The organism is Halorubrum sp. AS12 (genome assembly GCF_051122765.1).
Taxonomy (GTDB): Archaea; Halobacteriota; Halobacteria; order Halobacteriales; family Haloferacaceae; genus Halorubrum; species Halorubrum trapanicum.
The window spans coordinates 234,626-258,853 of the sequence record NZ_CP185385.1 but is presented as its reverse complement, the minus strand read 5'-3'; the positions used below and the strand labels follow the sequence as shown (position 1 = coordinate 258,853).

Sequence of the window (24,228 nt, the reverse complement as noted above, 5' to 3'; positions counted from 1 at the left end):
CGATAGATCACGGCCGAATCGGCTCTGTCGGGAGCGGATCGGGGAGTCCTTCCAAGACCAGCGTCGTGTAGTGGAGAAAAACCGCCAGCACCGCGAGCGACAGCAACAGCAGAAACAGCAGGATCAGTCGCTCGTCGCTGCGGACGACGCGGCGGTGTCCGCGAGAAACCCCGTCCGCGGGCGACGTTCGGTCATCGGTCCGTTGTCGTGTCCGCGTCCGGTTAAAAATAGCCTGTGGAGCGGTGTCGGTCGGCGAATCGGTCGGATGGATTTCCCGGCCGCGACCCCTCAGTCGTCCGAGGGCGACGCCTGAGACCGCTTGAGCGGCTCGCCGTCGACCGGTTCGTCGGGGTTCGCGTCGACGGCGGCCTCGCTCAGCCCGAGCCGGGCGTCGACGTCGACCTCCTCGCGCACGTGGACGGTCCCCCGGTGGACCGCGATGGCGTCCGCGAGGTGGAGCCGCACCGCGTCGAGTAACACCTCGGCTTCGAGGGGTTGCCCGCGGCGCTTGATCTCGGCGACGTCGGCGCCCGGCGGCACGTCGAAGGCGCGCTGCGCGATGATCGGTCCCTGGTCGAGGTCGGTCGTGACGTAGTGGGCGGTGACGCCCGCGACGCGGACGCCCGCGTCCTTCGCCTGCCGGTACGCCTCGGCGCCCGGGAACGCCGGGAGCAGGGAGGGGTGAACGTTGACGATCCGGCCCTCGTACCGGAAGACGACCTCCGGCGAGAGGATCCGCATGTAGCGGGCCAAGACGATCAGGTCCACGTCGTACTCGGCCAGTAGGTCGAGGAGGCGCCCCTCGTCCGTGTTTCCGTTGCCGTCGCCCACGTCGTAGAACGGCTTGTCGTAACGCTCCGCGAGCGACCGGAGGTCGCCGCGGTTGCCGATGACGACCGGGATCTCGGCCTCCTCGCCGTCGTCCGCGAGGTCACCCTGCGCCTCGGCCTCCAGCAGCGCCTCGGGCGCGTGCGTCTCCTTCGTGACCAAGAGCGCGACCCGGCGGGCGTCGCGGTCGCTCGGGAACCGGACCTGGATGTCCACGTCGAGCTCGCGGCCGAGCTCGGCGAGCGCGCGGCGGAGCTCGCCGCGGGAGGTCTCCATCTCCGCGGTGTCGACGCGAGTCGTCATCCGGAAGACGCCCTCGCGGACGGCCTGATCGAGGTCCTCGATGTTGATTCCCCGCTCGAACAGCAGAGAGGTGACCCGCGCGATGAGTCCGGTCTTGTCTCCTCCGACGACCGTGATCTCGGTCAGTTCGCGGGTCATGCGACGATCACCTCCGCGGGTTCGAGCGGCTGCGATACACCCTCCCCAACGGTCGGAGGGGTTTGCCCCTTTCGTTCCGTGCGGTCCCTGCCTCCCGCACGATCGACCGATCTCTATCCACGAACGTGCGTATAAGCGGCGTTCCAAAACGGTTTTTACACACGACTCCGCACCAACGGGTATGACCGCGTACACGGCGACGGTGACGGTCCGGCTGAAGCGGGGCGTCCTCGATCCGGAGGCCGAGACGACCCAGCAGGCCCTCGAACGGCTCGGGTTCGAGCTGTCCGACCTCCGGTCGGCTGACCGCTTCGAGGTGGACCTCGACGCCGCCGACGCCGACGAGGCCGCCGACCGCGCCGACGAGATGGCCGAGCGGCTGCTCGCGAACCCCACGATCCACGACTACGACGTGGCGGTCACGGAGCGATGACGGTCGCCGTCTTCGAGACGACGCCGACCGTCACCGGCGCGAGCGGCGACAACGCTGCCGTCGCGGCCGCCCACGCGAGGTGGGCGGCGTGACGGTCGCCGTCGTCCAGTTCGGCGGCTCCAACTGCGACCGCGACGCCGTCCGCGCGCTGGAGCACCTCGGAATCGACGCCGAGCGCGTCTGGCACGAGGACGGACTCCCCGACGACGCCGAGGGGATCGTCCTCCCCGGCGGGTTCTCCTACGGCGACTACCTCCGGGCCGGTGCGATGGCCGCGCGCGCGCCGATCATGGACGAGGTCCGCGCCGCGGCCGAGGAGGGCGTTCCGGTGATCGGGATCTGTAACGGCGCGCAGATCGGCTCCGAGTCGGGGCTGACGCCCGGCGCGTTCACCACGAACGCCTCCGCGCGCTTCCAGTGCGAGCCGGTCCGCCTGCGCGTCGAGCGCACGGACACGCCCTGGACCGCCGCCTACGACGAGGGCGACGTGATCGAAGTCCCCATCGCGCACGGCGAGGGGCGCTTCGAGATAAGCGACGAGGCCCACGCCGACCTCGTCGCCGACGACCGCGTCCTCTTCCGCTACTGCGACGCCGACGGCAACGTCACCGACGCGGCCAACCCCAACGGCTCGACCGACAACGTCGCCGGCGTCCTCGGCGAGCGCGAGACGGTCGCCGTGCTGATGCCCCACCCCGAGCGCGCCACGCTCCCGGACCTCGGTCGGAGCACCGACGGCGCGGGAATTCTGGCGGCGTTCGCCTGACCGGCCCGGGTTCGCCAAAATCGACGCTCGCTTACCGCGCTCTCGCGGCCTCTCCGCTCTGTCCCGTCTCCGCCGGTGACCCCGTCTCGCCCCCGTCCGTCTCCTCGGACTCCAGTTCCCGCTCCAGCGCTCGCTCGAACTCCGCCTCCGTGAGCTCCCCTTCCGCGTACCGTCGTTGAAGGCGTTCGACCGGCGTTTCGTCGGGTTCGCTCTGCGTCGAACCGTCGTCGGTCTCGGCGGTGAGGGCCCGTATCCCGACGACGCTCACGGCGAGCAACGCGGCGACGGTGAGCAGCGCGACGAGCGGAAAGGCGAACATCCAGCCGCCCATCCCGCCCGCCATCCCCGAACCGGCCATGCCACCCATCAGCGGCGCGGCACCGAGGGGTTCGAGAGTAGTCATGTGCGATAATCACACTTCTACGGATAAATACTCCTCGGCCGTTCGCGGGTCGCGGGACCGCGCTCCGCCGGCGCCGGTCGACACGCTACCGACTTCGACGACGAGCATCGTTCCGCCCCCGGACGACTTTTGCGCCCGGCCGCCGAATCGGTTTCCATGCGAGCGCGACACATCGACCACGTCAACCTCCGGATCCCCGAGGACGGCGCCGACGACGCCCGCAAGTTCTACGGCGATCGGCTCGGGTTCGGTATCGAGGACGCACTGTACGCGGCCGGCGAGAAGCCGTTCTTCGATGTCCGGCTCTCGGCGACCGCCGTGATCCATCTGTGGCCGACAGACGAGTTCGAGCGGCCGACGAAGACGAACTACGACCACGTCGCGGTCGTCGTCGAGGAGTCGGTCGACGAAATCGAGAGCGAACTGGCGGACGCCGGCGTCGAGGTCGAGAAGACGCTCGCCTCGCCGCTCGGCGCGACCGGCGAGGCGGGCGCGGTGTACGTCCGCGATCCGTTCGGTTACCGGGTGGAGCTGAAGGCGCGGGTGTGAGGGCGGAAACGTGCTGCCGGCTCCCCCCGAACCAGTTCGCCCCGCCGAGCAACCCTCGCCCCGACGCGGCCGTTTAAGACCCCCGAGCGACAGGGTCGAATATGAGCGAACAGCAGCCGAGATCCGACGACGACGAGCGACGTCGCCGCCGGGAGGATGCGGACCGATTCGCCGGCGAAAAAGACGAGAGCCTGCGGAGCCGCGACGTGACCGAGGGACCGGACAAGGCGCCCCACCGCGCGATGTTCCGCGCCATGGGGTTCGACGACGAGGACCTCTCTTCGCCCATCGTCGGCGTGCCGAACCCGGCGGCCGACATCACTCCGTGTAACGTCCACCTCGACGACGTGGCGGACGCCGCGCTCGACGGCATCGACGCCGCGGGCGGGATGCCGATCGAGTTCGGGACGATCACCATCAGCGACGCCATCTCGATGGGGACCGAGGGGATGAAGGCGAGCCTCATCTCGCGGGAGGTCATCGCCGACTCCGTCGAGCTCGTCTCCTTCGGCGAGCGCATGGACGCACTCGTGACCGTCGCCGGCTGCGACAAGAACCTCCCCGGGATGATGATGGCCGCGATCCGGACGGACCTCCCCAGCGTCTTCCTCTACGGCGGCTCGATCATGCCCGGGCAACACGACGGGCGCGACGTGACGATCGTCCAGGTGTTCGAGGGGGTCGGCACGTACGCGCAGGGCGACATGGACGCCGACGAACTCGACGACTTGGAGCGCAACGCCTGTCCCGGCGCCGGCTCCTGTGGCGGGATGTACACCGCCAACACGATGGCGTCGCTCGCGGAGGCGCTCGGGCTTGCGCCGCTCGGCTCCGCCTCCCCGCCCGCCGAGGACGAGGAGCGCTACGCGGTCGCCGAGCGCGCGGGCGAGCTCGCGATGGACTCCATCGAGAACGACCGCCGGCCCTCCGATATCCTCTCGCGGGAGTCGTTCGAGAACGCGATCGCGGCCCAGACCGCGATGGGCGGGTCGACGAACGCGGTCCTCCACCTGCTCGCGCTCGCGGGCGAGGCCGACGTCGACCTCTCGATCGAGGATTTCGACGAGATCTCGCGGCGCACGCCGAAGATCGCGAACCTACAGCCTGGCGGGAGCCGCGTGATGAACGACCTCCACGAGGTCGGCGGCGTGCCGGTCGTGCTCCGGCGCCTGCTGGAGGCCGACCTGCTCCACGGCGACGCGATGACCGTGACGGGCCGGACGCTCGCCGAGGAGCTGGCCGAACTGGAGAAGCAGGGTGAACTGCCCGACGATGACGAGATCGAGGCGGACTTCCTCTACACCGTCGACGACCCGAAGGAAGAGGAGGGGGCCATCAAGATCCTCGACGGGAACCTCGCGCCGGACGGCTCGGTGCTGAAGGTGACCGGCGACGACGAGTTCTACCACGAGGGCCCCGCCCGCGTGTTCGAGAACGAGGAGGACGCGATGGAGTACGTCCAGTCGGGCGGTATCGAGTCCGGCGACGTGATCGTCATCCGGAACGAGGGCCCCCGGGGCGGTCCCGGGATGCGCGAGATGCTCGGCGTCACCGCCGCGGTCGTCGGCGCAGGCCACGAGGACGACGTGGCGCTGCTCACCGACGGCCGCTTCTCGGGCGGCACCCGCGGCCCGATGATCGGCCACGTCGCGCCCGAGGCCGCGGTCGGCGGCCCGATCGGACTCATCGAGGACGGCGACCACGTCACCGTCGACATCCCCGAACGCGACCTGACGGTGGACCTCTCCGACGAGGAACTCGACGAGCGCCGCGAGGCGTGGGAGGCGCCCGAACCGCCCTACGAGGGCGGGATCCTCGCGAAGTACGGCCGCGACTTCGCCTCCGCGGCCGACGGCGCGGTGACGAACCCGCGGCTCACGCGAGATTTATAAACGAGACGAGCGGCTGTTTTTCGAATTTTAAATGGGCTGTGGCGCGCGCCTCCGAGCGGCCGATGGGCCGCGAGGAGCGCGTGCGAGGTCGCCGGCGCGTAGCGCCGGCTGCCAGAGGGACCTTCGGTCCCTCGCTGGAGTCGGGCGGCCGGAGCGAAGCGGAGGCCGGCCGACGAGGTTGGGGAGGTGTGAGGCTGCTGTGCGGTGCGGGGCGGTACGGGCGGGACTCAAAGGGGCAGTCGCGAGGACGGCGCAGGCGAAGTAAGGACCACAACGAGGGAGCGAACGAAGTGAGCGACCGAGTGAGGACCGCAGCGAGCGTGCGCCGTCCTCGCGGCTGGGGCTTTGGAGGCGTTTGTCGTCGATCGCCGATCAATCACTTATAAATGAGAGATAGGAGCTTTGGCAGTGTTCTCCGCAGCGCGATCGATCACTTATCATAGAGAGAATCAATAAATCCGGAACTCCACATCAGGAGCCACTCGATTTACTCCTCGCTCACCCCGCCGTCGGTCTGTGCGGTCTTGACTGACTCGGCGCGCCAGACGTTGCTCCGGCGACCCGCACGCGACAGCTCCATCTTCACTACGGAGCCGACCGGTAGGTCTGCGACGCGCTCGCGGGCGTCCTCGTCGGCGTACTCGACGACGTGGTACGTCTCGTTGCGGGGATGGGCACGTACCGTGGTACATTCGTGATCGTTCTGTGCGGAAATGACGGTGTACGCGTTCGATTGTGACATCTTATCTCGTTATTCTTGGACACCCTACTTCAATTCTCCGTATATTCACTACGGTCGTCACCGAAGTCGTAATATCAATATAAGGTCTTGAATTTCTGAAACTATCGGGCGAAGTCGGGGACTGTCGTTCGGCAGAATCACCATACCTATTTCCGGCGGCGTCGAAGGCCGGCCATGGACCGAGGCGACGGGCTGGACGGGGAGACGATCGCTGACGGCGAGATCGGGCCGGACAGCGTGACGGACGCGAACGGCGAGACGGACGTGAACGTCGCGGAAGACGCGAACGGCGTGACGGACGCGGACGGCGTGACGGACGCGGACGCCGGCGGCGTGGCGCTGTTCGTCGACGGCCCGAACGTGTTGCGCGAGGAGTTCGACGTCGACCTCGACGACGTGCGCCGGGCCGCCGAGGCGGAGGGACCGCTGGTGACGACCCGGCTCTACCTCGACGAGCACGCGACGCCGGGACTGATTCAGGCGGCCGAAGCCCGCGGCTTCGAGGTCGTGGTCACGAGCGGTGACGTGGACGTGAAGCTCGCGGTCGACGCCGCGCGGCTCGCGGCCGAGGACCGGATGGACACGCTCGCGATCGCCTCCCGCGACACGGACTTCAAGCCGGTCGTCGAGACCGCGAACGGCTACGGGATCCGGACGCTCGCCATCGCGCCCGGCGAGTTCGGGCGCTCTGACGCGCTCCGAAACGCCGCCAACGGCTCCGTGACGCTCGACGGAGACGAAGAGAGTGCGGCTGAAAGCGATGACGGTGACGCGGACGCCGAATCGGCCTCGACGCGATAGGGATCGAGTAATTTCGACGGCGGGAACTTATAAGTGAACGGCGGGTCGGCGTCGAACATCTCCAAAGCCCCAGCCGGGAGGCGGGCGCACACTCGCTGCGCTCCTCGTCACTCGCTTCGCTCGTTCCTGTGGTGCTTGCGTCGTCTGCGCCCGCCTCCCGGCTGCCCCTTTGAGTCCCGCCCCGCACAGCACCGCAACCGCACCTCACACCTCCCCAGCCTCGTCGCTCGCTTCGTCGCCGGCGCGTAGCGCCGGCTGCCAGAGGGACCTTCGGTCCCTCCCCGCTCGCGACTCCCTCGCACGCGCTCCTCGCGGTCGCCCGTGGCGACCGCTCGGAGGCGCGCGCCGACCGCATCAGCCGTTTAAATAGTCGCTGCCGACAGGCAGACTCACCGCCCTTTGCCCCGCCGGATCCGTCCCACAAGCAGCGCACCGACTCCCCCCGCGAGTCCCGCGACGCCAACGAGGACGACCCCGGTCGCGATCCCGCCGTAGCGTGCGGCCGCCGCGTCGACCCCCACCCGGATCCAGCCGAGGTTCGGCACCGCGAACAGCGCCTTGCCGGCGATCCACTCCTCAGGGACCACCGGCGCGATGCCGGCGCTCTGGTCGTACTGCTCGTTCGCGTCACCGCGTGTAACGTAGCCGTCGTACGGCGCGGGACAGGTCGAAAGCTCCGCGCAGTCGGCGGCGAGGAGGTCCGGGTCGGCCCGCTCCGTCCAGTCCTCGCCCGCGTCGACGGGGAACGCCAAGCGGTGGAACACCGGTCTCCCCCGGCGCCCGGAACGGTGTAGACGACCACGTCGCCGGTCCCGCCGAGCCGCGTCGGCGCGTCCGGGTCCGCGGCTGTCGAGAGGTCGCCCCACGGCTCGCGGTCGGCCGCCGTGACGACGACGAGGTCGCCGCGCTCGACGCCGGGGGTCATGCTGCCGCTCTCGACGGCGACGAACGGCGGCCAGGTCCCGACGAGCGCGCCGAGGAGGACCGCGATCAGGAGGACCGCGACCGCGGGGGCGACGAGGCCGGTGCGATCGGTGCGACGGCTGCTCACGCCCGGTAGGGGGAGCGGCGACCGCTTGAGGCTGTCGCCCGAGTCGGTCGCGGCCGATCCCGATCCGCCGGGCAGCGACCACGCGAAGCGCCGATGTCACAAAAGCTTAGGTTCGTCCGAGAGAGGTGCGAGTATGACCGATCGCCTCCCTCCGCTCCACGACGCCCACGACGCGCGCGGCGCGAAGTTCACCGACTTCGGCGGCTGGCAGATGCCCGTCGAGTTCGACTCGATTCAGACGGAACACGCCGCGGTCCGCGAGTCCGTCGGCGTCTTCGATGTCTCGCACATGGGCGAGATCGAGGTGGCCGGCCCGGACGCGACCGAACTGATGAACCGGCTCACGACGAACGACGTGAGCGCGCTCGACCCCGGCGACTCCCAGTACGCCGCGATCACGGACGAGGAGGGCGTGATGCTCGACGACACGGTCGTCTACCGGCTCCCAGACGGCACCGCGGCGGGCGCGGCGGCCGCGTCGCTCGCGGACCTGGAGGAGACCCACGACGGCAACCTCGACGCGCCGAGCGGCGACCCCGCGTATCTCTTCGTGCCGAACGCGGGCCACGACGCCCAGATGGAGGACCGCTGGACCGCCCACCGCGACGAGTGGGACCTCGATGCGACCGTCGCGAACGCCACCGACGACTGGGCGATGCTCGCGGTCCAAGGTCCCGACGCGGTCAACGCGCTCGACGAGTCCACGCCCCGCGACCGCGTCGTCGACCTCTCGAAGTTCGAGGCGACGACCGCGTCCGTCGCGGAAACGGAGAGCTGGGTCGCGCGCACCGGCTACACCGGCGAGGACGGCTTCGAGGTGATGTGTCCCGCCGACGCGGTCGAGACCGTCTGGGGGGCGTTCGTCGACGCGCCGCGCGAGGCGCAGCCGTGCGGGCTCGGCGCGCGCGACACCCTCCGCACCGAGATGGGGTTCCTGCTGTCCGGACAGGACTTCGACCCGGAGGACGAACCCAGAACCCCCTACGAGGCGCGGATCGGCTTCGTCGTGAAGCTCGACACGGAGTTCGTCGGCCGCGACGCCTTAGAGGCGCAGAAAGAACAGGGCGTCGACGAGAAGTTCGTCGGCGTCCGCCTCCGCGAGCGCGGCGTGCCCCGGGGCGGCTACGCGGTCACCGACGGCGACCTCACCCGCGTCGGGAAGCTGACCTCGGGGACGATGAGTCCGACCCTCGACGAGCCGATCGGACTGGGCTACCTCCACGAGACGTACGCCGACGCCGGGACGGAGGTGAGCGTCGTCGTACGCGGCGACGAGAAGCGCGCCGAGGTCGTCATCCCGCCGTTCCTCGATCGGTGAGGCGGATCGCCGCGACCGTCCGAGACGCCGCTATTCTCCGACAGTCTCCTTCCGCTTCTCGACGACCTCGACGTCCGAAATCCGCGTGTCCGGGTACCCCCCGTCGGCGTCCTTCTCGGCCGCCTTCACCATGTCCCAGACGGTGTTGAGTCCGGTCGTGACGCCCTCCAGCGCCTCCATCTCGCAGCCCGTCTTCCCGGTGGTCTCGACCGCGACGGTCAGTTCGATCCGGTCGTCGCCGACCGCGAACTCGGTGTCGACGTTCGTGATCGGGATCTGGTGGCACATCGGGATCGTCTCCCAGGTGTGTTTCACCGCCTGAACAGCTCCGATACGGGCTGTCGCGAGCACGTCGCCCTTCTCGACCGCGTCCGCCTCGACCGCGGCAATCGTTTCGGGGGTCAGTCGGATCTCGCCGCGAGCGACGGCGCGCCGACTGCTGTCGGGCTTCGCGCCGACGTCGACCATCTGGACGTCGCCGGAGTCGTCGGTGTGGGTCAGCGCGTCCGCGCTCCCGTCGGCGGACGCCGCGCTCGCTCCGTCGGACTCGGCGCGCCGCCCGGCGTCGCCGCCGGGTTCCTCGTCACTCATTACGCATCGCCTCCGGCAGCCGGTCGGGTAAGTCCGTCGCCACCAGCCCGGCGCCGTTGGCGTCCGCGGCGGCGTCGCCCGCGCGGCCGACGACGTACGCACCGACCGCGGCCGCGTGGAAGGGGTTGGTCACGGCCGCCAGCGCGCCGACCGTCCCCGCCAGCACGTCGCCGGTTCCGCCGACGGTCATCCCGGGGTTGCCGGTGCGGTTCAGCCGGGTCTCGTCGCCGTCGGCGATCACGTCGACCGCTCCCTTCACGAGCAGCGTGTGACCCAGACCGGCCGCGAACTCGCCGACCAGTTCGGCGCGCTCGTCGGGGTCTGCCGCCGTCTCGCCGCCCATCCCGACGAGTTCGCCCTGGTGGGGCGTACAGATCAGGTCGGCGTCGGTGTCTACGTCGGGGACGACCCGGAGCGCGTCAGCGTCGACGACGGCGCGCCCCTCGTAGGTCGTCAGGAACTCGCGGACGAACTCCCGGGTTCCGTCGCCGTCTCCGAGACCAGGGCCAAGGACCACGGTGTCGGTCCCGGCCGCGAGCGACGCGACCCGCTCCGCGTGCGACGGGCCGACGCGGTCGCCGGGGAGCGCGCGGACGATGAGGTTCGGCGAGAACCCCTGGACCTCGCTCGCGACCGACTCCGGACAGACCACGCGGACGAGGTCGGCGCCCGCCCGGAGCGCGGCGAGCGCGGACAGGGTCGGCGCGCCGGCGTACGGCCCACCGCCAACCACCAGCACCTCGCCGTTGTCCCCCTTGTGCGAGTCCGGGTCGCGGTCGAGTCCGAGCAGGTCGCCCGGGCCGGTGAACCGCTCCGCGGCCGCCGGGATCCCGATGTCGGCGACTGTAATCTCGGCGTCGAGCGCGGCCAGTCCGGGCTTCTCGTCGTGGAACGTCACCACGCGGTCGGCGTCGACGGCGACGGGGGCGCTCGCCGTGTCCGCGTCGCCGTCTCCCTTGCCGGTCGGTTCTCCCGTGTCGGCGTCGATTCCCGACGGAACGTCGACCGCGATCACCGTCGCGTCGCTCGCGTTGATCGCCTCGGCCGCGGTCCGTTCCGGCTCGCGGAGGCCGCCCGAAATACCGGAGCCGAGCATCGCGTCGACGATCACGTCGGGGTCGTCCCCGGTGGCGCCCTCTGGACCGGTGAGATCGAAGTCGCGCGAGTCGGTGACGGTGGCTGCCGGAATCTCGGTGTTTCCGAGCGCCGCCCAGTTCTCTCGGGCGATGTCGGTCCGGATCGTCTCGGGGCGACCGAGCAGCTTGACCGTTGTCTCGTACTCGGCGAGGAACCGCGCCGCGACGAGAGCGTCGCCGCCGTTGTTCCCGCGGCCGCAGACGAGCGCGACGGTCGCGCCCGGGTCCGCGACGGCTCGCACCTCGCGGGCGACCGCGTTACCGGACGACTCCATCAGCTGCTTTCGGGGCACGCCGAGCGCGGCCGCGTTGGCGTCGACGGCCGCCATGCGGTCGGTCGTGATCATGCCCGGCGGTTCGGGCGCCCGGGGATTAAGCGGGCGGGGTCCGACCGCCGAGGACTCAGGCGGAATCCGACCGCCGAGGACTCAGGCGGAATCCGACCGCCGAGGACTCAGGCGGAATCCGACCGCCGAGGACTCAGGCGGAATCCGACCGCCGAGGACTGCGCCGGCGAGACCCGGGTCTGCCCGGCCTCCCGGCGTCCTCCCGACGCCCACACCGCTTCGCGAAATGAAAATGTTGAAGCGGTCAGGTAGTGAACTCCGCAAATAACTGTGGTATCGGCACTACCCGTCGGCGCGACCGCCTCGGTAACGCCCCCCGCGGCCGACGTACCCGGTTCAGCTCCCGACGTACCCGGTTCGGCTCCTCCACTCCGCGTCCGCCGCGGCGACCGCGGGCGACCGCGACCGCTCGACCGTCAGATGCCACCATGAACATCGGATTTTTCACCGACAGCTACTTTCCCGGCATCGACGGCGTCACGTACACCATTCAGGCGTGGCGCGACCGCCTCGAAGCGCGGGGTCACGACGTGTACGTCGTCTACCCCGCGAGCAGCCACGAACCCGACGACCACGAGATTCCCGTCCGGTCGCTGCCGAACCCGTTCTACCGGCAGTACCGCTTCCCGACCTACCGCCGCCTGTCGACGCTCCCCGAACTCGACGTCGTCCACTGTCACGGTCCCGCGTCGACCGGACTGATGGGACTCCGGTACGCGAAGCGGTACGGCGCACGGTCGGTGTACACCCACCACACGCCCGTCGAGGACTACTTCGTTCAGGGGCTCAAATCCGAGCGCCTCGCCGGTCTCGTCGGGAAGGCGTACGTCGCCTACGAGAACCGCTTCCTGAACGCGTTCGACTGCGTCACGGCTTCGACCTCGCGGATCCGGCGCGACGTTGAGTCGTATCGACTGCCGGTCGGGATCGAGATGGACCGGTTCCGGCCACGGGAGAACGCTCGGGTGGCCGCGCTCGCCACCGACGGCGGCCCGACCGCGGCCGACGCCCCGGTGGTCGGGTACAGCGGGCGGATGACCCACAAGAAGAACGTCGACGAGATCCTCCGGCTCGCGGAGCGGCTGCCGGAGGTGCGGTTCGAACTGGTCGGCGAGGGACCGGTCCGCGCGAAGCTGGAGTCCGACGCGCCAGCGAACGTCAGGTTCCACGACTTCCTGCCGCGGGATGACCTCCCCGACTTCTACGCGGCGATCGACGTCTTCGTCACCGCGTCGACCTGCGACACGCTGGGTCTCTCGACGCTGGAGGCGAACGCCTGCGGCACCCCGGTCGCCGCCGCGGACGTGGCGCCGTTCGACGAGACGATCGGTCCAGAGAACGGCGCGCGGTTCGCGCTGAGCGACCTCGACGACATGGAGCGGGCTGTCCGCGACTGCCTCGAGGGCGACAGGGACACCCGCGGGGCGGTCGAGCGGTTCTCGGTGTCCGAGACGATAGACGAGCTCGAGTCCATCTACGGGGTGCCCGCGTAGATGGGCGCGGACAACGTCGACGCGTTCCAGCGGCTCGTCTTCTCCGTGCCCCGGCTCCGGGTTCAGGCGGCGGCGCTCGTCCTCCTCAGCGGGGTCTACGGGGTCGCCGCGTTCTCGGGAATCTGGCTTTTCACGCCGTTCGATCCGGACCCGTCTCGGATCGTTCCGGTGGCGGCCCTCATCTTCCTCGTCCCGTTCCTCGTCGCCGCCGAACTGTTCCCTCGCGTCCTCGACGGCTACCCGCGGTCGTGGAGCTACTTCCTCGCGCTCACCTCGCAGTTCGCCCTGTTCGTGTACGCGCTGGTCCTCTCCGGCGCGAACAACGTCGGGAACGCCTGGAGTATCATCTGGCTGAGCTTCATCACGCTGTACCTGATCAACATCCTGGTGCTCGTCGTCTCGACGGGTATCGACCGCTCCGACCGGATCCTCCTCGTCTCGCTGACCGAACCGGGACTGCTCATCGCGGCCTTCTACGCGCTTGGTGGCAGCGACTTCGGCTTCTCGACGTACCGACACGTGTTCGCGTTCGCCTCGCTGCTCATCGCGGCCGGCTTCCTCGTGTTGATCCTCCTCGTGGTCGACTACCTGATCAAGAGCAACACCGACGTCTCCGCGTTCGCGCTCACCTCGGGCCTCCTCCGGAACGACCGGGAGTCGCTCGACTTGGGCGTCGAGGCCCGCCCCGCCGTGGAGACGTTCGCGGTCGACAACGGGAGCCGGCTCACGGTCGCGGCCCCGTGGGTCCACCCCGGTCCCCTCGGCGGGTTCGGTGGCGGGCAGCTGAGCGGGAACCTCATCGACGCGCTCAACGGCGTCGGCGAAGAGAGCGAGAGCGCCGCGGCCGACGGCGGCTCCGAGGGCGCCGCCGACGGCTCGGCCGGGTTCTTCTTCCACGTCCCGTGTACGCACAAGGAGGACCTCTCGAACCCCGAAGACGCGGAGCGGATCCTCGACGCGGTCGCGGAGCCGGAGCTGACCGAGCGCGCCTCGCAGCTCGTCACGGAGTCGTACGGCGACCGTGAGGGGTACGCGGACGTGCGGTTCCACGGCCGCCGGATCGGTGACAAGGAGGTGATAGTCCTCCACGGCGAGGGGATCGACGACTACGACACCGGCGTGTTCATGCGCGACGTCGACCACGACGAGGTGCTGCTGATCGACCAGCACAGACACGACATCCAGAACGGTCCCGACGCCGAGATCCAGTACGGCTCCGCCGCGGCCGACCGACTGAAGCGCGCGTTCGACGACTTCCGCGACCGTCTCGCAGAGGCCGAACTCGCCGACGGCTACGCCGCCGGCTTCGAGGTGACGCGGACCGGACAGAACGCGCTGGCGATGGTCGAGTCGGTCGACGGCGAGGAGGTGCTCTGGATCGGCGTCGACACGAACGGACTCACCCCGGACGTGCGGACGACCGCCGACGAGTACCGCGAGGAGTTCGACGAAGTGATCCCCTTCTCGACTGACACGCACGCCTCGATCCACGAGCTGGCGAACGCCCGCGAGTCCGACATCGACGCCATCGAGCGCGCGGTCGACCGCGCCGTCGACGACCTCTCGCCCGCGACCGTCGGACTCGCCAGCCGCCGGACGGAGCCGGTGAAGCTCCTGAAGAACGACTACAACGGGCTGGTGTTCAGTGTCAACATCCTCATCCGCCTGACGATCATCTCGCTGGTGACGCTGTACGCGCTGCTCGTGCTGTGGCTGTTCTTCTGAGAGGCCGCCGCGCCGCACACGACCGCGGATCAGCGGTGGTCGACCGAGCGTTTTTGTCCTCCCCCCGTGATCGGGAGACGTGTCCTCAAACGCCCTCCTTCTCGGCACGGGCCGGACCGCTACCCGCGCGCTCGGGGCGGTCGCGGTCGCCCTCGCCGCCGCATCGCTCCTCGTCGTCCTGCCGTGGGAACCGATGCGGACCGCCGGACGATACGCGCTCTGGGCAGGTCTCGTCGCCGTCGCGCTCGGCGCAGCGGGGTACGTCGGCCGGTACCGGGGCGGTCTCCTCGTCGGCTGGGCGTCGGTGTTCCTCGCCGCGGTCTGGATCTACGTGGTGCCGCCGCTCGCGGCGCTCGTCCGCGGCGACGCGACCGATGACGGCGGCTACGCGGTGCCGCGCCCGTCCGTCGTCGGACTCGACCCGCGCGCAGAACTCCTGACCGGACTGCGGATCGGCCCGGTCGTCGCGCTCGTGCTCGCGCTCACCCTCGGGAGCGCGGCGTTCGCGCTCGGCGTGGCGCTGCGTCGGCGCTCGGTGCGGTAGCCCGACGAGTCGCGGAGCCCCCGACTCACTCGAACGCCCTGACGCCCAGCGCGGAGGCCGACGCGCCGCCGACCACCATCGGGAGCCAGTAGACGGCGCCGCGGAAGACGAGGACCGCGGCGGTGATCGCCGACGCGGCGACGCCGGTCGTGGGCACGAGCAGGCCGACGAGGGCGGCCTCGATACCGCCGAGTCCGCCGGGGAGCGGCGTCGCGCCCGCCACGTACGACAGCGGGACGACGAAGACGGGGATCAGCGGCGAGATCGGGTGCCCGACCGCGGCGAACGCGGCGGTGAGCGCGGCCGCCTGAAAGAGCCAGCCGACGAGCGAGAGCGCGACGATCCCGAGGAGTCGCGGCCGGTCGGTGCCGACGCGCTCGATGTCGGCGAAGAAGTTCCCCAGCCGGTCGGCGAGTCCGGCCTCGATCGTCTCGGCGTCGAACCGGTCGAGACGCCCGAGGAACGGGCCGATCGCCCCCGGGACGCGGTCGACGACCGCCACGCGGTAGCGCCAGACGAACGCGATCGCCGTGACGATCCCGGCGATCAGCGCGACCGCGCTCGCGACGGCGAACCCGACCCGGTCGCCGACCGCGGTGGTGGCCGCGTACGAACCCACGCCGAGGAACACGAGCGAGACGGAAGGGACGACGTTGAGCACGTCGACGCTCGCGATACCGACAAGTCCCGTCTCGTATCTGGCTTCGCCGACCTTCGAGATGAGCGCCGCGGCGACCGGCTCGCCGCCCGCCTGCCCGAACGGGGTGACGTTGTTCGCGAAGGCGGCGCCGCTGTACACGAGGAACGCGGTCCAGACGGACATCTCGACGTCGAGCGCGCCCAGCACGGCGCGTAACATGAGGCTCCACGCGGCGAGCCAGCAGAGACCGAGTCCGGCGGTCGCGGCGACGAGGACCGGGTCCGCGGCCGCGAGCGCGTCGACGACGCGCTCGACCCCGACGACGACGAAAAGCAGCGCGAGGAGGACGACCGCGCCGGCCGCCCCGAGGATCAGCGCGCGTCGTTGTGGGCCTTCCATAGACGAAGTGACGCCGTAGCGAACTTGAAACGTCTGCTTCGCGTCCGCCGGGCGGCGGTCCCTCAGCAGCGACCGGACCCCGGCGGGAGCCGCCGTTTCGGTTCGAGCGAATGAGAATACATACGTACCGGCGGGCCGACGGACCACCCAATGGAAGATCAGCGGTTCCTCGAGTCGGAGTGGGATTACTGTCTGGTGCTCGACGCGTGCCGGTACGACGTGTTCGCGGACGTGTACGACGAGTACCTCGACGGAACGCTCGAGAAGCGCCGGAGTATCGGCTCGTCGACGCCGGAGTGGGCCTACCGCACGTTCACCGGCGACCACGACATCGCGTACTTCTCCGGAAACCCCTTCATCAACGACCTCGGGATCCCGCTGAACGAGCTGAAGTGGGGCGCCAGCTGCGACTACGAGTGGACCGCCTCCGACCACATCAGCGACATTCACGACGTCTGGAAGACCCAGTGGGACGACGACCTCGGCACCGTCCCGCCGGAGGGGCTCGCGGAGGCGTACCGGAACAACCTCGACGCGGTCAAGCGCGCAGACCGCACCGTCCTCCACTACATCGCAGCCGCACGCCCCCTACCTCTCGCGGGGCAAGGGTCAGAAGCTCAAGCAGATCCAGAAGGGGATCAAACGGCAGGAGGAAGAGGAGGCGGAGGGCGGCAGCGACGACGACGACGGCGGGCTGCTCTCCTCGCTCAGCGATTCGGTCCGGCCGAAGATCGAGAGCCGACTGGACGACAGCGAGTTCGCCCAGAAGGCCGGCCTGTGGCTCGAACTCGACCCGAAGGACCTCGTGACGGACGGCACGCGCGTGACCGCGCTGTCGATGTACGAGGAGAACCTCCGGATCGCCTTAGAGAGCGTCTCGGAACTCGTCGAGGAACTCGACGGCGACGTGGTCGTCACCGCCGACCACGGCGAGGCGTTCGGCGAGGAGGGCGTCTGGGAACACCACATCGAGACGCACATCCCCGCGCTGATGGAGGTCCCGTGGCTGGAAGTCGAGTAGTCGCCGCGGCCCTTACCGTCCGCAGCGTGACCGCCACACAGACGGAAACCACCCTCCACCGATGAAAGTCAGCCATTACTTCGAGTTCGAAGACCAGGTCACCGGCGGCATCGCCGCCTCCGTCGACCACCAGCGGAAGATGTTCGACCGGGTCGGCATCGAGTACACGACGGAGCCGACGCTCGACGCCGACGTGCTCCACCTCAACGTGATGGGGCCGCGCTCGGTCTGGCACGCGCGCCGCGCGCGGAAGGCGGGTGTCCCGGTCGTCGCGCACACCCACGTCACCGCCGAGGACTTCGGCGACAGCTTCCGCTTCACCAACGTGCTCGCGCGGCCGCTCAAGCCGTACCTGCGGCGCGCGTACGGGCTGGCGGACCGGCTCATCTGTCCCTCGGAGTACAACCGGGACCTGATCGAAGGGTACGCGGACGTGCCCACGACCGTCGTCTCGAACGGCGTCGACCGCGAGAAGCTGGCAGGGTTCGAGTCGCTGGAGACCGAGTACCGCGAGCGCTACGACCTGGACCCGCCGACGGTGTTCCTCGTCGGGCACGTGATCAAACGGAAGGGGCTGGAGACGTTCGTGGAGACGGCCCACCGGACCCCCGACGTCGACTTCGTCTGGTTCGGCCCGATCGACCGGTCGCTGAAGGGGCGCGAGACGACGAAACTCATCGACGAGGCGCCCGCGAACTGCACGTTCACCGGCTTCGTCGACGACATCCGCGGCGCGTACGCCGCGGGCGACGTCTTCTGTTTCCCGACCCACGAGGAGAACGAGGGGATCGCGTTACTGGAGGCGATGGCGGCCGGAAAGCCGGTCGTCGTCCGCGACATCGAGACGTTCTCGTGGCTGGAGGACGGCGAGGACTGCCTGAAGGTCAGCGACGAGCGCGACAGGGAGCGAGAGTCGAGTGCGAAACACACTGACGCGCGCGGCGACAACGTCGAGGGGTTCGTTGACGCGATAGACGAGCTCCGCGACGCCGACCGCCGGGCGCAGCTGGGCGAGGCCGCCGCCGAACGCAGCGAGGCCTTCTCGCTCGACGCGATCGCCGACCGGTACCGGTCGCTGTACGCGGATCTGGTTTAGCACCCTCCGAGGCGCTGGGTATCGCCGGTTCGCGGAAACTTGCGAAAACCGCAGTTGGTATGTCCGCCGACCGACTCCGTAGAGCCAAATGACTCGAGTGAGCGTTATCGGCTGCGGGAACATGGGGGGCGCCCTGCTCAGGGGGCTCGCCCGCGCGGATGGGTACCACCTCACGGCGATCGACCTCGACCCCGAGGCGCTCGCCGCTATCGAAGACGCCGTCGACGAGACGACCGACGACGTGGCGGCGGCGCGCGACGCCGACATCGTCGTCCTCGCGGTGAAGCCGGACGTGGCACCCGCGGTGCTCGACGAACTCGACCTCCGTGCGGACCAGCAGCTCGTGACGCTGGCCGCGGGGCTGCCCCGCGAGTTCGTCGCCGAGCGCACCGACGCGCCGGTCGTCCGGATCATGCCCAACCTCGCGGCGGAGACCGGAGATATGGCCGCGGCCGCGACCAACGAGGGACTCACCGACGAGGTCCGGGCGATGCTCGACGCGGTCGGCGAGTTCGTCGAGGTCGACGAGTCGCTGATGCACGTCTCGACGGCCGTCAACGGCAGCGGTCCCGCGTTCGCCTTCTACCTCATCGACGCGATGAAACAGGGCGGGATCGAGGGCGGACTCGACCCCGAGCAGGCGGAGACGCTGGCCGCGCAGACGTTCAAGGGCGCCGCCGAGACCGTACTGCGCGACGACCGGAGCGTCGACGAGCTGATCGACGCAGTCTGTTCGCCGAACGGAACGACCATCGAGGGGATGGAGGTGCTGTGGGACAGCGACGCGGACGCGGCGGTCGGGGACGCCGTCACGGCCGCCGAGCGCCGGTCCCGAGAGCTCGCCGAGGAGTTCGACGATGCCTGAGGACGCGGGCGTCGAGCGGGTCGGCGCGGCCGACGGCGAGCGCGTCTCGGCCGCTCGCGAGCGGGCGGCCGCCGCCGACCGCGTGATCGTCAAGGCCGGAACGAACTCGCTGACGGACGAGGACTCCCGGCTCGACCGCGTGAAGCTCGACAAGCTCGTCGCCGACGTGATGGACCTCCGTGAGCGCGGCACGGAGGTCGTGCTGGTCTCGTCGGGGGCGGTCGGCGCCGGGACGGGCCGGCTCGACGTGGGACCGGAGTCGCGCGAGGGTGTCGACTCCATCGCGGAGAGCCAGGCGCTCTCGACGGTGGGACAGGGGCTGCTGATGCGCCACTACACCCAGAGCTTCGAGCGGTTCGACCAGGACGTCGCGCAGATCCTCGTGACGGGGACCGACCTCGACGCGCCCGAGCGGTTCGACAACTTCACCAACACCGTCGAGACGCTGCTGTCGTGGGGGGTCGTCCCGGTCGTCAACGAGAACGACGCGGTGGCGACCGACGAGCTGCGGATCGGCGACAACGACATGCTGTCGGCGTCGGTCGCGCTCGGACTCGACGCCGACCTCCTCGTGACGCTCACGGACGTCGACGGCGTCTACACCGGGAACCCGAAGCGCGACCCGGACGCGGCGCTGATCGAGGCAGTCGACGACGGCTACGAGCGGCTCCGCGAGATCGTCGGCGGCGGCACCGAGACCGACTTCGGCGGGATCCGTACGAAGGTGGAGGGCGCCCACGACGTGAGCCGCCATGGGATCCCGGCGATCATCGCCGGCTCGGCCCAGCGCGACGTGTTAGCGCGGATCGCAGCGGGTAAGCCGACGGGCACGCTATTCGTCCCCAAGACGGGTGACGACGATGAGTGAGAGCCACACCGAACCGGACACCGACCTGGAAGCGGACACGGACGAACTGGCCCGCCGGGCGGAGCGCGCCGCCCTGCGGCTCGCGAACGCCGACGAGGCGACCCGGAACGAGGCGCTCCGGTCGATCGCCGACGCGATCCGCGAGCGCGAGGCGGAGATCCTGGAGGCGAACGCCGAGGACGTCGAGGAGGCGGAGGCGATGCTTGCGGACGGCGAGTACACGCAGGCCCTGGTCGACCGCCTGAAGCTCGACGCGACGAAGGTCGAGGATATCGCGTCGATGGTCGAGTCGGTCGCCGCACAGGACGACCCGCTCGGCGAGACGCTCGCCGCGCGCGAACTCGACGAGGACTTGGAGCTGTACCGGGTCGCGGTGCCGATCGGCGTCGTCGCGGCCGTGTTCGAGTCGCGGCCGGACGCCCTCGTCCAGATCGCTGCGCTCGCGCTGAAGTCCGGCAACGCCGTCGTCCTCAAGGGCGGCAGCGAGGCCAGCGAGTCGAACCGCGTCCTCCACGAGGCCATCGTCGAGGCGACCGCGGACCTCCCCGACGGGTGGGCCGCACTCATCGAGGCCCACGAGGAGGTCGACCGCCTGCTCGAACTCGACGACCGCGTGGATCTGGTGATGCCGCGCGGCTCCTCGGAGTTCGTCTCCTACATTCAGGAGAACACCCAGATCCCCGTGCTGGGCCACACCGAGGGTATCTGTCACGTCTACGTCGACGCGGACGCCGATCTGTCGATGGCGGAAGACGTGGCCTTCGACGCGAAGGTCCAGTATCCGGCGGTGTGCAACGCCGTCGAGACGCTGCTCGTCCACGAGTCCGTCGCCGACGCGTTCCTCCCTAACCTCGTCGCGCGCTACGAGGACGCCGGCGTCGAGCTGCGCGGCGACGAGCGGACCCGCGAGGTCGTCGACGTCGCGCCCGCGACCGAGGAGGACTGGGACACCGAGTACGGCGACCTCGAACTGTCGATCAGGGTCGTCGACGACGCGTACGACGCGATCGAGCACGTCAACGACCACGGCTCGAAACACACCGAGTCGATCCTCACCGAGGACCCCGAGACCGCCGAGGCGTTCATGACGGGCGTCGACGCCGCGAGCGTCTTCCACAACGCCTCGACGCGGTTCGCGGACGGCTACCGCTACGGTCTGGGCGCGGAGGTCGGCATCTCGACCGGGAAGATCCATGCCCGCGGCCCGGTCGGGCTGGAGGGGCTGACGACGTACAAGTACTACCTCGAAGGCGACGGCCACCTCGTCGCGAGCTACAGCGGCGAGGACGCCCTCCCGTTCACCCACCGCGAGCTCGACGGCGTCGAGTGGACGCCGGGGCGACTGTCGACGCGGTAGCCGGTAGTTCGCGCCAGCCGAATTTTCACTCAGTCTCATCGCCCGCGGAGACGCTGTCTCGCGCCGATTCTCGGTTGATCACGAACTGAGTCGAACGAGACGACGTACATTAATTTTGTATAGCGAAATGCTGTTTACTCGTCGCGGTCGCGACAGAAATTTGTCGGGTTCAGTCGGACGTAATTCGTCGCGATCCGTCGAACTTCGGAATAATTACCACCGCCGCTCACGCAGCGACGCCCATGGTCGACTCCGACTGGGGCGACTGGCTGCCGCGCGCGGTCGCGGACGCCGACCCCGATACGGTGGCGCTGTGGTACCTGGGCTGTAACGGCTTCGCGGTCAAGGGGAGCGAGGGGACCGTCCTCTGGATCGACCCATACGTCGGCACGGGCGACCCGCCGCGGACGATCCGGATGGTTCCGATCCCTTTCGATCCGGCCGACGTCGAGGCCGCGGACGCGGTGTTGGCCACCCACGAACACACGGACCACGTCCACGGTCCCTCGCAGGCGCCAATTCTCGAACACACAGACGCCGACCTCGTCGCGCCAGACGACTCGCTCGCGGTCGCGCGCGAGGAGGAGGCGTGGACCGACGAGTACGCGGTGAGCGAGGCGGCCTTCACGGAGGTGCGGGAAGGCGACGAGCTGCGGATCGGCGAGTTCACCGTCCACGTCGTCGAGACGCGCGACGCCGACGCCACCCACCCCGTCGGCTACGTGATCGAACACGAGGCTGGCACGGTGTTCCACGCGGGCGACAGCAAGCCCTCGCCGTCCTTTACGGGGCTCGCGGACCGGTTCGACATCGACCTCGGCATCCTCGCGTTCGGTTCCGAGGGCACGGTTCCCGACAAGGAGACTGGCGAACCGGTTCAGACGAAGTGGTACAGCGACGAGAACGAGATCGCGACGGCCGCGAACGATCTCGGGCTCGACCGGCTGGTGCCGACCCACTGGGACATGTGGAAGGGGCTGACCGCCGACCCGACCGCACTCCACGACCACGTGCGGAGCTACGAGTCGCCGGGCCGGCTGGAGATAGTCGAGATCGGCGACCGGATCGACCTGTAGACCGGAGCTGAGCGGCCGTTTTCGCCGCGTTTCGGTTATCAACCACGAAACCCGGCCCGTGGAATTTAAGCCCCTGCTCCGGGACCGTGGTGTATGAGCGAACGGACGGCGGAGGCGGCCACGACCGTCGACGAGGACGGCATCCGCGTCGAGAAGTCCTTCACGGACGACGCGTTCCCCGTGCCCGCGGTGATGTACACCCTCTCTTCACACCGCGAGGACCCCGTACGGGTGCGTATCGTCGACCGGATCCCGGAGTCGTTCCCGATGGACCGAGTGGGCTTCCACCCGGAGTACGAAAGCGAGAACTGGACGGCGTACAAGGACCACCGCGTGGAGTTCGAACGGGTGATAGATCCCGGCGAGACCGTCGAAACGGTGTTCGGGATCCGCGACGACGACCCCGACCTCGACGGGTTCCTCGGGACGCCGGTGATCGAACACGTGCCCGTCGGCGAGGAGATCGAGGACGTCCTTGGCACCGGCGACACGGACGCGGTCAGGGAAGTGCTCTCGGGCGACCGCGCGACGCTCCCCGGCATGGCGGAAGACGACGAGCTGCTTCCCGAAGATCCCGCCGAAGAGCCCGTTGAGGAGCCCGAAGCCGAGCACACCGACGCGGACCCCGCCGAAGCATCGGAGGCCGACGACGAACCGGAAATCGACGCTCCCGAACCGCGCGCGGTCGACGAGGGTACCGCCGCCGTGACCGCGCACGAGGGAGAGTCGGTCAGCCCCGTCGAGACGGAAACCGAATCCGAACCGGAAACCGAACCCGAATCGGCGGCCGACGACGAAGTGGTCCAGGAACCGCCTGAAACCGACGACACGGGCGCTGAGGAGTCTGTCGAAGACGCACAGGACGATGGAGCGGAAGCCGACGAGCGCGACGAGAGCGCGAGTCTCCCCGGCGAAGGCGGTCTCGCGGCCGCGCTGGCGGCCGAGATTCGTACGGGCGCGGCCGACGAGGAGGACATCGCGACCATCGAGGAGGCGTTCGACGCGAGCGTGCCGCGAAGCGTCGACGTGCGGATCGCCCGCCTCCAGTCGAGCGTGGCCGACATCGAGGCGTACGCCGACGCGCTCGCGGAGTTCATCGACGGCGAGGGGACCGCCCGGGAGATCCTCGACGGGATCGACGACCGGGTCGACGCCGTCGAGTCCGATGTCTCCGCACTCGACGACCGCTTCGACGACGCTGCCGACGAGCGCGAGGCGATCGAGTCGGACGTCGCCCGCGTCGACTCCGCGGTCGCCTCCGCCTCGGACGCGGTCGGCGCGGTCGAGGAGCGAGTCGACGACGTCGAGGAGGACGTTCGGGACGTGGAAGGTGACGTGCGCGCGGTCGAAGACGAGGTCGCGTCCGTCGACGAGACGGTCGAATCAGTCCGAGACGCCGTCTCGACGGTCGAGACCGACGTCGACGACCTCAGCGCAGATGTGGACCGGGTCGAAGGCGAGACAGAGTCGGTCGTGGAGACGGTCGACGACCTGGGCGACGACGTCGAGACGCTGTACGAGGAGGTCGACAGAGCGGCAGAGCGCGCCGAGAACGCCGAGGAGCGCGCCGAGAACGCCGAGGGACGTGCCGACGACGCGGCGGAGCGTGTGGACGACGTCGAGTCCGATCTCGACCGCTTCGACGAGGAGTTCGACGACCTGTGGGACGACCTCGCGGAGGTCGACACGCGGCTCACCGACATCGAGGACCGCCTCGGCGAGGACCTCGACGACGTGGCCGCCGAGCTGGACGACATCAACGACCACCTCGACGAACTCGACGAGTTCCGCAGTCGCCTCAACGAGGCGTTCGGTCCGTAATCGACGTTAACGACGATACTCGGCA

At 69.6% G+C, this 24,228-nt stretch carries 21 protein-coding genes and 3 pseudogenes; 16 read left to right on the top strand and 8 right to left on the bottom strand.

Features of this window, described 5'->3' with window-relative positions:
* Positions 1-7 precede the first annotated feature (7 nt).
* Together ACODNG_RS01335 and ACODNG_RS01330 are read right to left on the bottom strand one after the other, a co-directional pair.
* A pseudogene (locus ACODNG_RS01335) lies at positions 8-195 on the bottom strand (hypothetical protein).
* A gap of 93 nt (positions 196-288) precedes the next feature.
* The gene (locus tag ACODNG_RS01330; RefSeq protein ID WP_434522116.1) at positions 289-1,269 is read right to left on the bottom strand and encodes a formyltetrahydrofolate deformylase; all 981 of its coding nucleotides are present in this window, start codon (positions 1,267-1,269) and stop codon (positions 289-291) included.
* A 181-nt stretch (positions 1,270-1,450) separates the two neighbouring features.
* Between ACODNG_RS01330 and purS the strand changes: the two genes are divergently transcribed.
* Positions 1,451-1,702, top strand: coding sequence for a phosphoribosylformylglycinamidine synthase subunit PurS (purS, locus tag ACODNG_RS01325; protein ID WP_434522115.1), 252 nt, complete (start codon positions 1,451-1,453; stop codon positions 1,700-1,702).
* Between the two features lie 88 nt (positions 1,703-1,790).
* A complete protein-coding gene (purQ, locus tag ACODNG_RS01320) occupies positions 1,791-2,468 on the top strand; it encodes a phosphoribosylformylglycinamidine synthase I (RefSeq protein ID WP_434522114.1) in 678 nt (225 codons plus the stop codon).
* Between the two features lie 31 nt (positions 2,469-2,499).
* Here purQ and ACODNG_RS01315 read toward each other — a convergent pair whose 3' ends face one another.
* Positions 2,500-2,871 carry an SHOCT domain-containing protein gene (locus tag ACODNG_RS01315; protein WP_434522113.1) on the bottom strand — a complete coding sequence of 124 codons (372 nt, stop codon included), beginning with the start codon at positions 2,869-2,871 and terminating at the stop codon, positions 2,500-2,502.
* 156 nt (positions 2,872-3,027) lie between these two features.
* Between ACODNG_RS01315 and ACODNG_RS01310 the strand changes: the two genes are divergently transcribed.
* The gene (locus tag ACODNG_RS01310) at positions 3,028-3,420 is read left to right on the top strand and encodes a VOC family protein (RefSeq protein WP_434522112.1); all 393 of its coding nucleotides are present in this window, start codon (positions 3,028-3,030) and stop codon (positions 3,418-3,420) included.
* Positions 3,421-3,521: 101 nt separating this feature from the next.
* Positions 3,522-5,312: a dihydroxy-acid dehydratase gene (gene ilvD, locus ACODNG_RS01305; RefSeq protein ID WP_434522111.1), complete on the top strand. Its 1,791-nt coding sequence runs from the start codon at positions 3,522-3,524 to the stop codon at positions 5,310-5,312.
* Between the two features lie 487 nt (positions 5,313-5,799).
* Here ilvD and ACODNG_RS01300 read toward each other — a convergent pair whose 3' ends face one another.
* Entirely contained in the window at positions 5,800-6,054 is a 255-nt protein-coding gene (locus tag ACODNG_RS01300; RefSeq protein ID WP_434522110.1) for a hypothetical protein, read from the bottom strand.
* A gap of 174 nt (positions 6,055-6,228) precedes the next feature.
* Here ACODNG_RS01300 and ACODNG_RS01295 point away from each other — a divergent pair, with 174 nt between their 5' ends.
* Positions 6,229-6,855 (top strand): NYN domain-containing protein, encoded by a 627-nt coding sequence (locus ACODNG_RS01295; protein ID WP_434522109.1) that lies wholly within the window; start codon positions 6,229-6,231, stop codon positions 6,853-6,855.
* Positions 6,856-7,244: 389 nt separating this feature from the next.
* Here the strand turns inward: ACODNG_RS01295 and ACODNG_RS01290 are convergent.
* Positions 7,245-7,906 (bottom strand): annotated as a pseudogene (locus tag ACODNG_RS01290) (S26 family signal peptidase).
* A gap of 133 nt (positions 7,907-8,039) precedes the next feature.
* On the opposite strand from ACODNG_RS01290, the gene ACODNG_RS01285 reads away from it, so the two are divergent.
* Entirely contained in the window at positions 8,040-9,224 is a 1,185-nt protein-coding gene (locus ACODNG_RS01285; protein ID WP_434522108.1) for a glycine cleavage system aminomethyltransferase GcvT, read from the top strand.
* A 30-nt stretch (positions 9,225-9,254) separates the two neighbouring features.
* Here ACODNG_RS01285 and moaC read toward each other — a convergent pair whose 3' ends face one another.
* The gene (gene moaC / locus ACODNG_RS01280) at positions 9,255-9,815 is read right to left on the bottom strand and encodes a cyclic pyranopterin monophosphate synthase MoaC (protein ID WP_434522107.1); all 561 of its coding nucleotides are present in this window, start codon (positions 9,813-9,815) and stop codon (positions 9,255-9,257) included.
* The gene (locus tag ACODNG_RS01275) at positions 9,808-11,298 is read right to left on the bottom strand and encodes an NAD(P)H-hydrate dehydratase (protein ID WP_434522106.1); all 1,491 of its coding nucleotides are present in this window, start codon (positions 11,296-11,298) and stop codon (positions 9,808-9,810) included. The genes moaC and ACODNG_RS01275 overlap by 8 nt, the downstream gene beginning before the upstream one ends.
* Before the next feature lie 428 nt (positions 11,299-11,726).
* Between ACODNG_RS01275 and ACODNG_RS01270 the strand changes: the two genes are divergently transcribed.
* The 3 genes from ACODNG_RS01270 to ACODNG_RS01260 all read left to right on the top strand — a co-directional run bounded on the left by ACODNG_RS01270 (position 11,727) and on the right by ACODNG_RS01260 (position 15,060).
* A complete protein-coding gene (locus tag ACODNG_RS01270) occupies positions 11,727-12,791 on the top strand; it encodes a glycosyltransferase (protein ID WP_434522105.1) in 1,065 nt (354 codons plus the stop codon).
* On the top strand, positions 12,792-14,516 hold the full coding sequence (locus tag ACODNG_RS01265; RefSeq protein WP_434522104.1) for a DUF2070 family protein: 1,725 nt from the start codon (positions 12,792-12,794) through the stop codon (positions 14,514-14,516).
* 79 nt (positions 14,517-14,595) lie between these two features.
* Complete coding sequence (locus ACODNG_RS01260; protein ID WP_434522103.1) at positions 14,596-15,060, top strand: hypothetical protein; 465 nt, start codon at positions 14,596-14,598, stop codon at positions 15,058-15,060.
* A 25-nt stretch (positions 15,061-15,085) separates the two neighbouring features.
* On the opposite strand, the gene ACODNG_RS01255 is transcribed toward ACODNG_RS01260, so the two are convergent.
* Complete coding sequence (locus ACODNG_RS01255) at positions 15,086-16,099, bottom strand: lysylphosphatidylglycerol synthase transmembrane domain-containing protein (protein WP_434522102.1); 1,014 nt, start codon at positions 16,097-16,099, stop codon at positions 15,086-15,088.
* Positions 16,100-16,249: 150 nt separating this feature from the next.
* Here ACODNG_RS01255 and ACODNG_RS01250 point away from each other — a divergent pair.
* The 7 genes and pseudogenes from ACODNG_RS01250 to ACODNG_RS01220 all read left to right on the top strand — a co-directional run bounded on the left by ACODNG_RS01250 (position 16,250) and on the right by ACODNG_RS01220 (position 24,203).
* Positions 16,250-17,120, top strand: a pseudogene (locus ACODNG_RS01250) (hypothetical protein).
* Between the two features lie 61 nt (positions 17,121-17,181).
* Positions 17,182-18,216, top strand: coding sequence for a glycosyltransferase family 4 protein (locus tag ACODNG_RS01245; protein ID WP_434522101.1), 1,035 nt, complete (start codon positions 17,182-17,184; stop codon positions 18,214-18,216).
* A gap of 88 nt (positions 18,217-18,304) precedes the next feature.
* Positions 18,305-19,081, top strand: a complete 777-nt coding sequence (gene proC, locus ACODNG_RS01240; protein ID WP_434522100.1) for a pyrroline-5-carboxylate reductase — start codon at positions 18,305-18,307, stop codon at positions 19,079-19,081.
* Entirely contained in the window at positions 19,074-19,949 is an 876-nt protein-coding gene (gene proB, locus ACODNG_RS01235) for a glutamate 5-kinase (RefSeq protein ID WP_434522099.1), read from the top strand. The genes proC and proB overlap by 8 nt, the downstream gene beginning before the upstream one ends.
* Positions 19,933-21,306, top strand: coding sequence for a glutamate-5-semialdehyde dehydrogenase (locus tag ACODNG_RS01230; protein WP_434522098.1), 1,374 nt, complete (start codon positions 19,933-19,935; stop codon positions 21,304-21,306). Before proB ends, ACODNG_RS01230 begins: the two co-directional genes overlap by 17 nt.
* 242 nt (positions 21,307-21,548) lie before the next feature.
* Entirely contained in the window at positions 21,549-22,382 is an 834-nt protein-coding gene (locus ACODNG_RS01225) for an MBL fold metallo-hydrolase (protein WP_434522097.1), read from the top strand.
* A gap of 93 nt (positions 22,383-22,475) precedes the next feature.
* Positions 22,476-24,203 (top strand): alanine-zipper protein, encoded by a 1,728-nt coding sequence (locus ACODNG_RS01220; RefSeq protein WP_434522096.1) that lies wholly within the window; start codon positions 22,476-22,478, stop codon positions 24,201-24,203.
* The last annotated feature ends 25 nt before the right edge of the window (positions 24,204-24,228 follow it).

Bases quoted from the DNA above. Each gene is read 5' to 3' on its own strand.
- ACODNG_RS01270 (WP_434522105.1), top strand. From the start codon at position 11,727: ATGAACATCGGATTTTTCACCGACAGCTACTTTCCCGGCATCGACGGC.
- ACODNG_RS01225 (WP_434522097.1), top strand. From the start codon at position 21,549: ATGGTCGACTCCGACTGGGGCGACTGGCTGCCGCGCGCGGTCGCGGAC.
- ACODNG_RS01255 (WP_434522102.1), bottom strand. From the start codon at position 16,099: ATGGAAGGCCCACAACGACGCGCGCTGATCCTCGGGGCGGCCGGCGCG.
- moaC (WP_434522107.1), bottom strand. From the start codon at position 9,815: ATGAGTGACGAGGAACCCGGCGGCGACGCCGGGCGGCGCGCCGAGTCC.
- ACODNG_RS01300 (WP_434522110.1), bottom strand. From the start codon at position 6,054: ATGTCACAATCGAACGCGTACACCGTCATTTCCGCACAGAACGATCAC.
- ACODNG_RS01310 (WP_434522112.1), top strand. From the start codon at position 3,028: ATGCGAGCGCGACACATCGACCACGTCAACCTCCGGATCCCCGAGGAC.
- ACODNG_RS01220 (WP_434522096.1), top strand. From the start codon at position 22,476: ATGAGCGAACGGACGGCGGAGGCGGCCACGACCGTCGACGAGGACGGC.
- ACODNG_RS01315 (WP_434522113.1), bottom strand. From the start codon at position 2,871: ATGACTACTCTCGAACCCCTCGGTGCCGCGCCGCTGATGGGTGGCATG.
- ilvD (WP_434522111.1), top strand. From the start codon at position 3,522: ATGAGCGAACAGCAGCCGAGATCCGACGACGACGAGCGACGTCGCCGC.
- ACODNG_RS01245 (WP_434522101.1), top strand. From the start codon at position 17,182: ATGAAAGTCAGCCATTACTTCGAGTTCGAAGACCAGGTCACCGGCGGC.
- ACODNG_RS01330 (WP_434522116.1), bottom strand. From the start codon at position 1,269: ATGACCCGCGAACTGACCGAGATCACGGTCGTCGGAGGAGACAAGACC.
- ACODNG_RS01295 (WP_434522109.1), top strand. From the start codon at position 6,229: ATGGACCGAGGCGACGGGCTGGACGGGGAGACGATCGCTGACGGCGAG.
- ACODNG_RS01285 (WP_434522108.1), top strand. From the start codon at position 8,040: ATGACCGATCGCCTCCCTCCGCTCCACGACGCCCACGACGCGCGCGGC.
- proB (WP_434522099.1), top strand. From the start codon at position 19,074: ATGCCTGAGGACGCGGGCGTCGAGCGGGTCGGCGCGGCCGACGGCGAG.
- purS (WP_434522115.1), top strand. From the start codon at position 1,451: ATGACCGCGTACACGGCGACGGTGACGGTCCGGCTGAAGCGGGGCGTC.
- ACODNG_RS01275 (WP_434522106.1), bottom strand. From the start codon at position 11,298: ATGATCACGACCGACCGCATGGCGGCCGTCGACGCCAACGCGGCCGCG.
- proC (WP_434522100.1), top strand. From the start codon at position 18,305: ATGACTCGAGTGAGCGTTATCGGCTGCGGGAACATGGGGGGCGCCCTG.
- ACODNG_RS01265 (WP_434522104.1), top strand. From the start codon at position 12,792: ATGGGCGCGGACAACGTCGACGCGTTCCAGCGGCTCGTCTTCTCCGTG.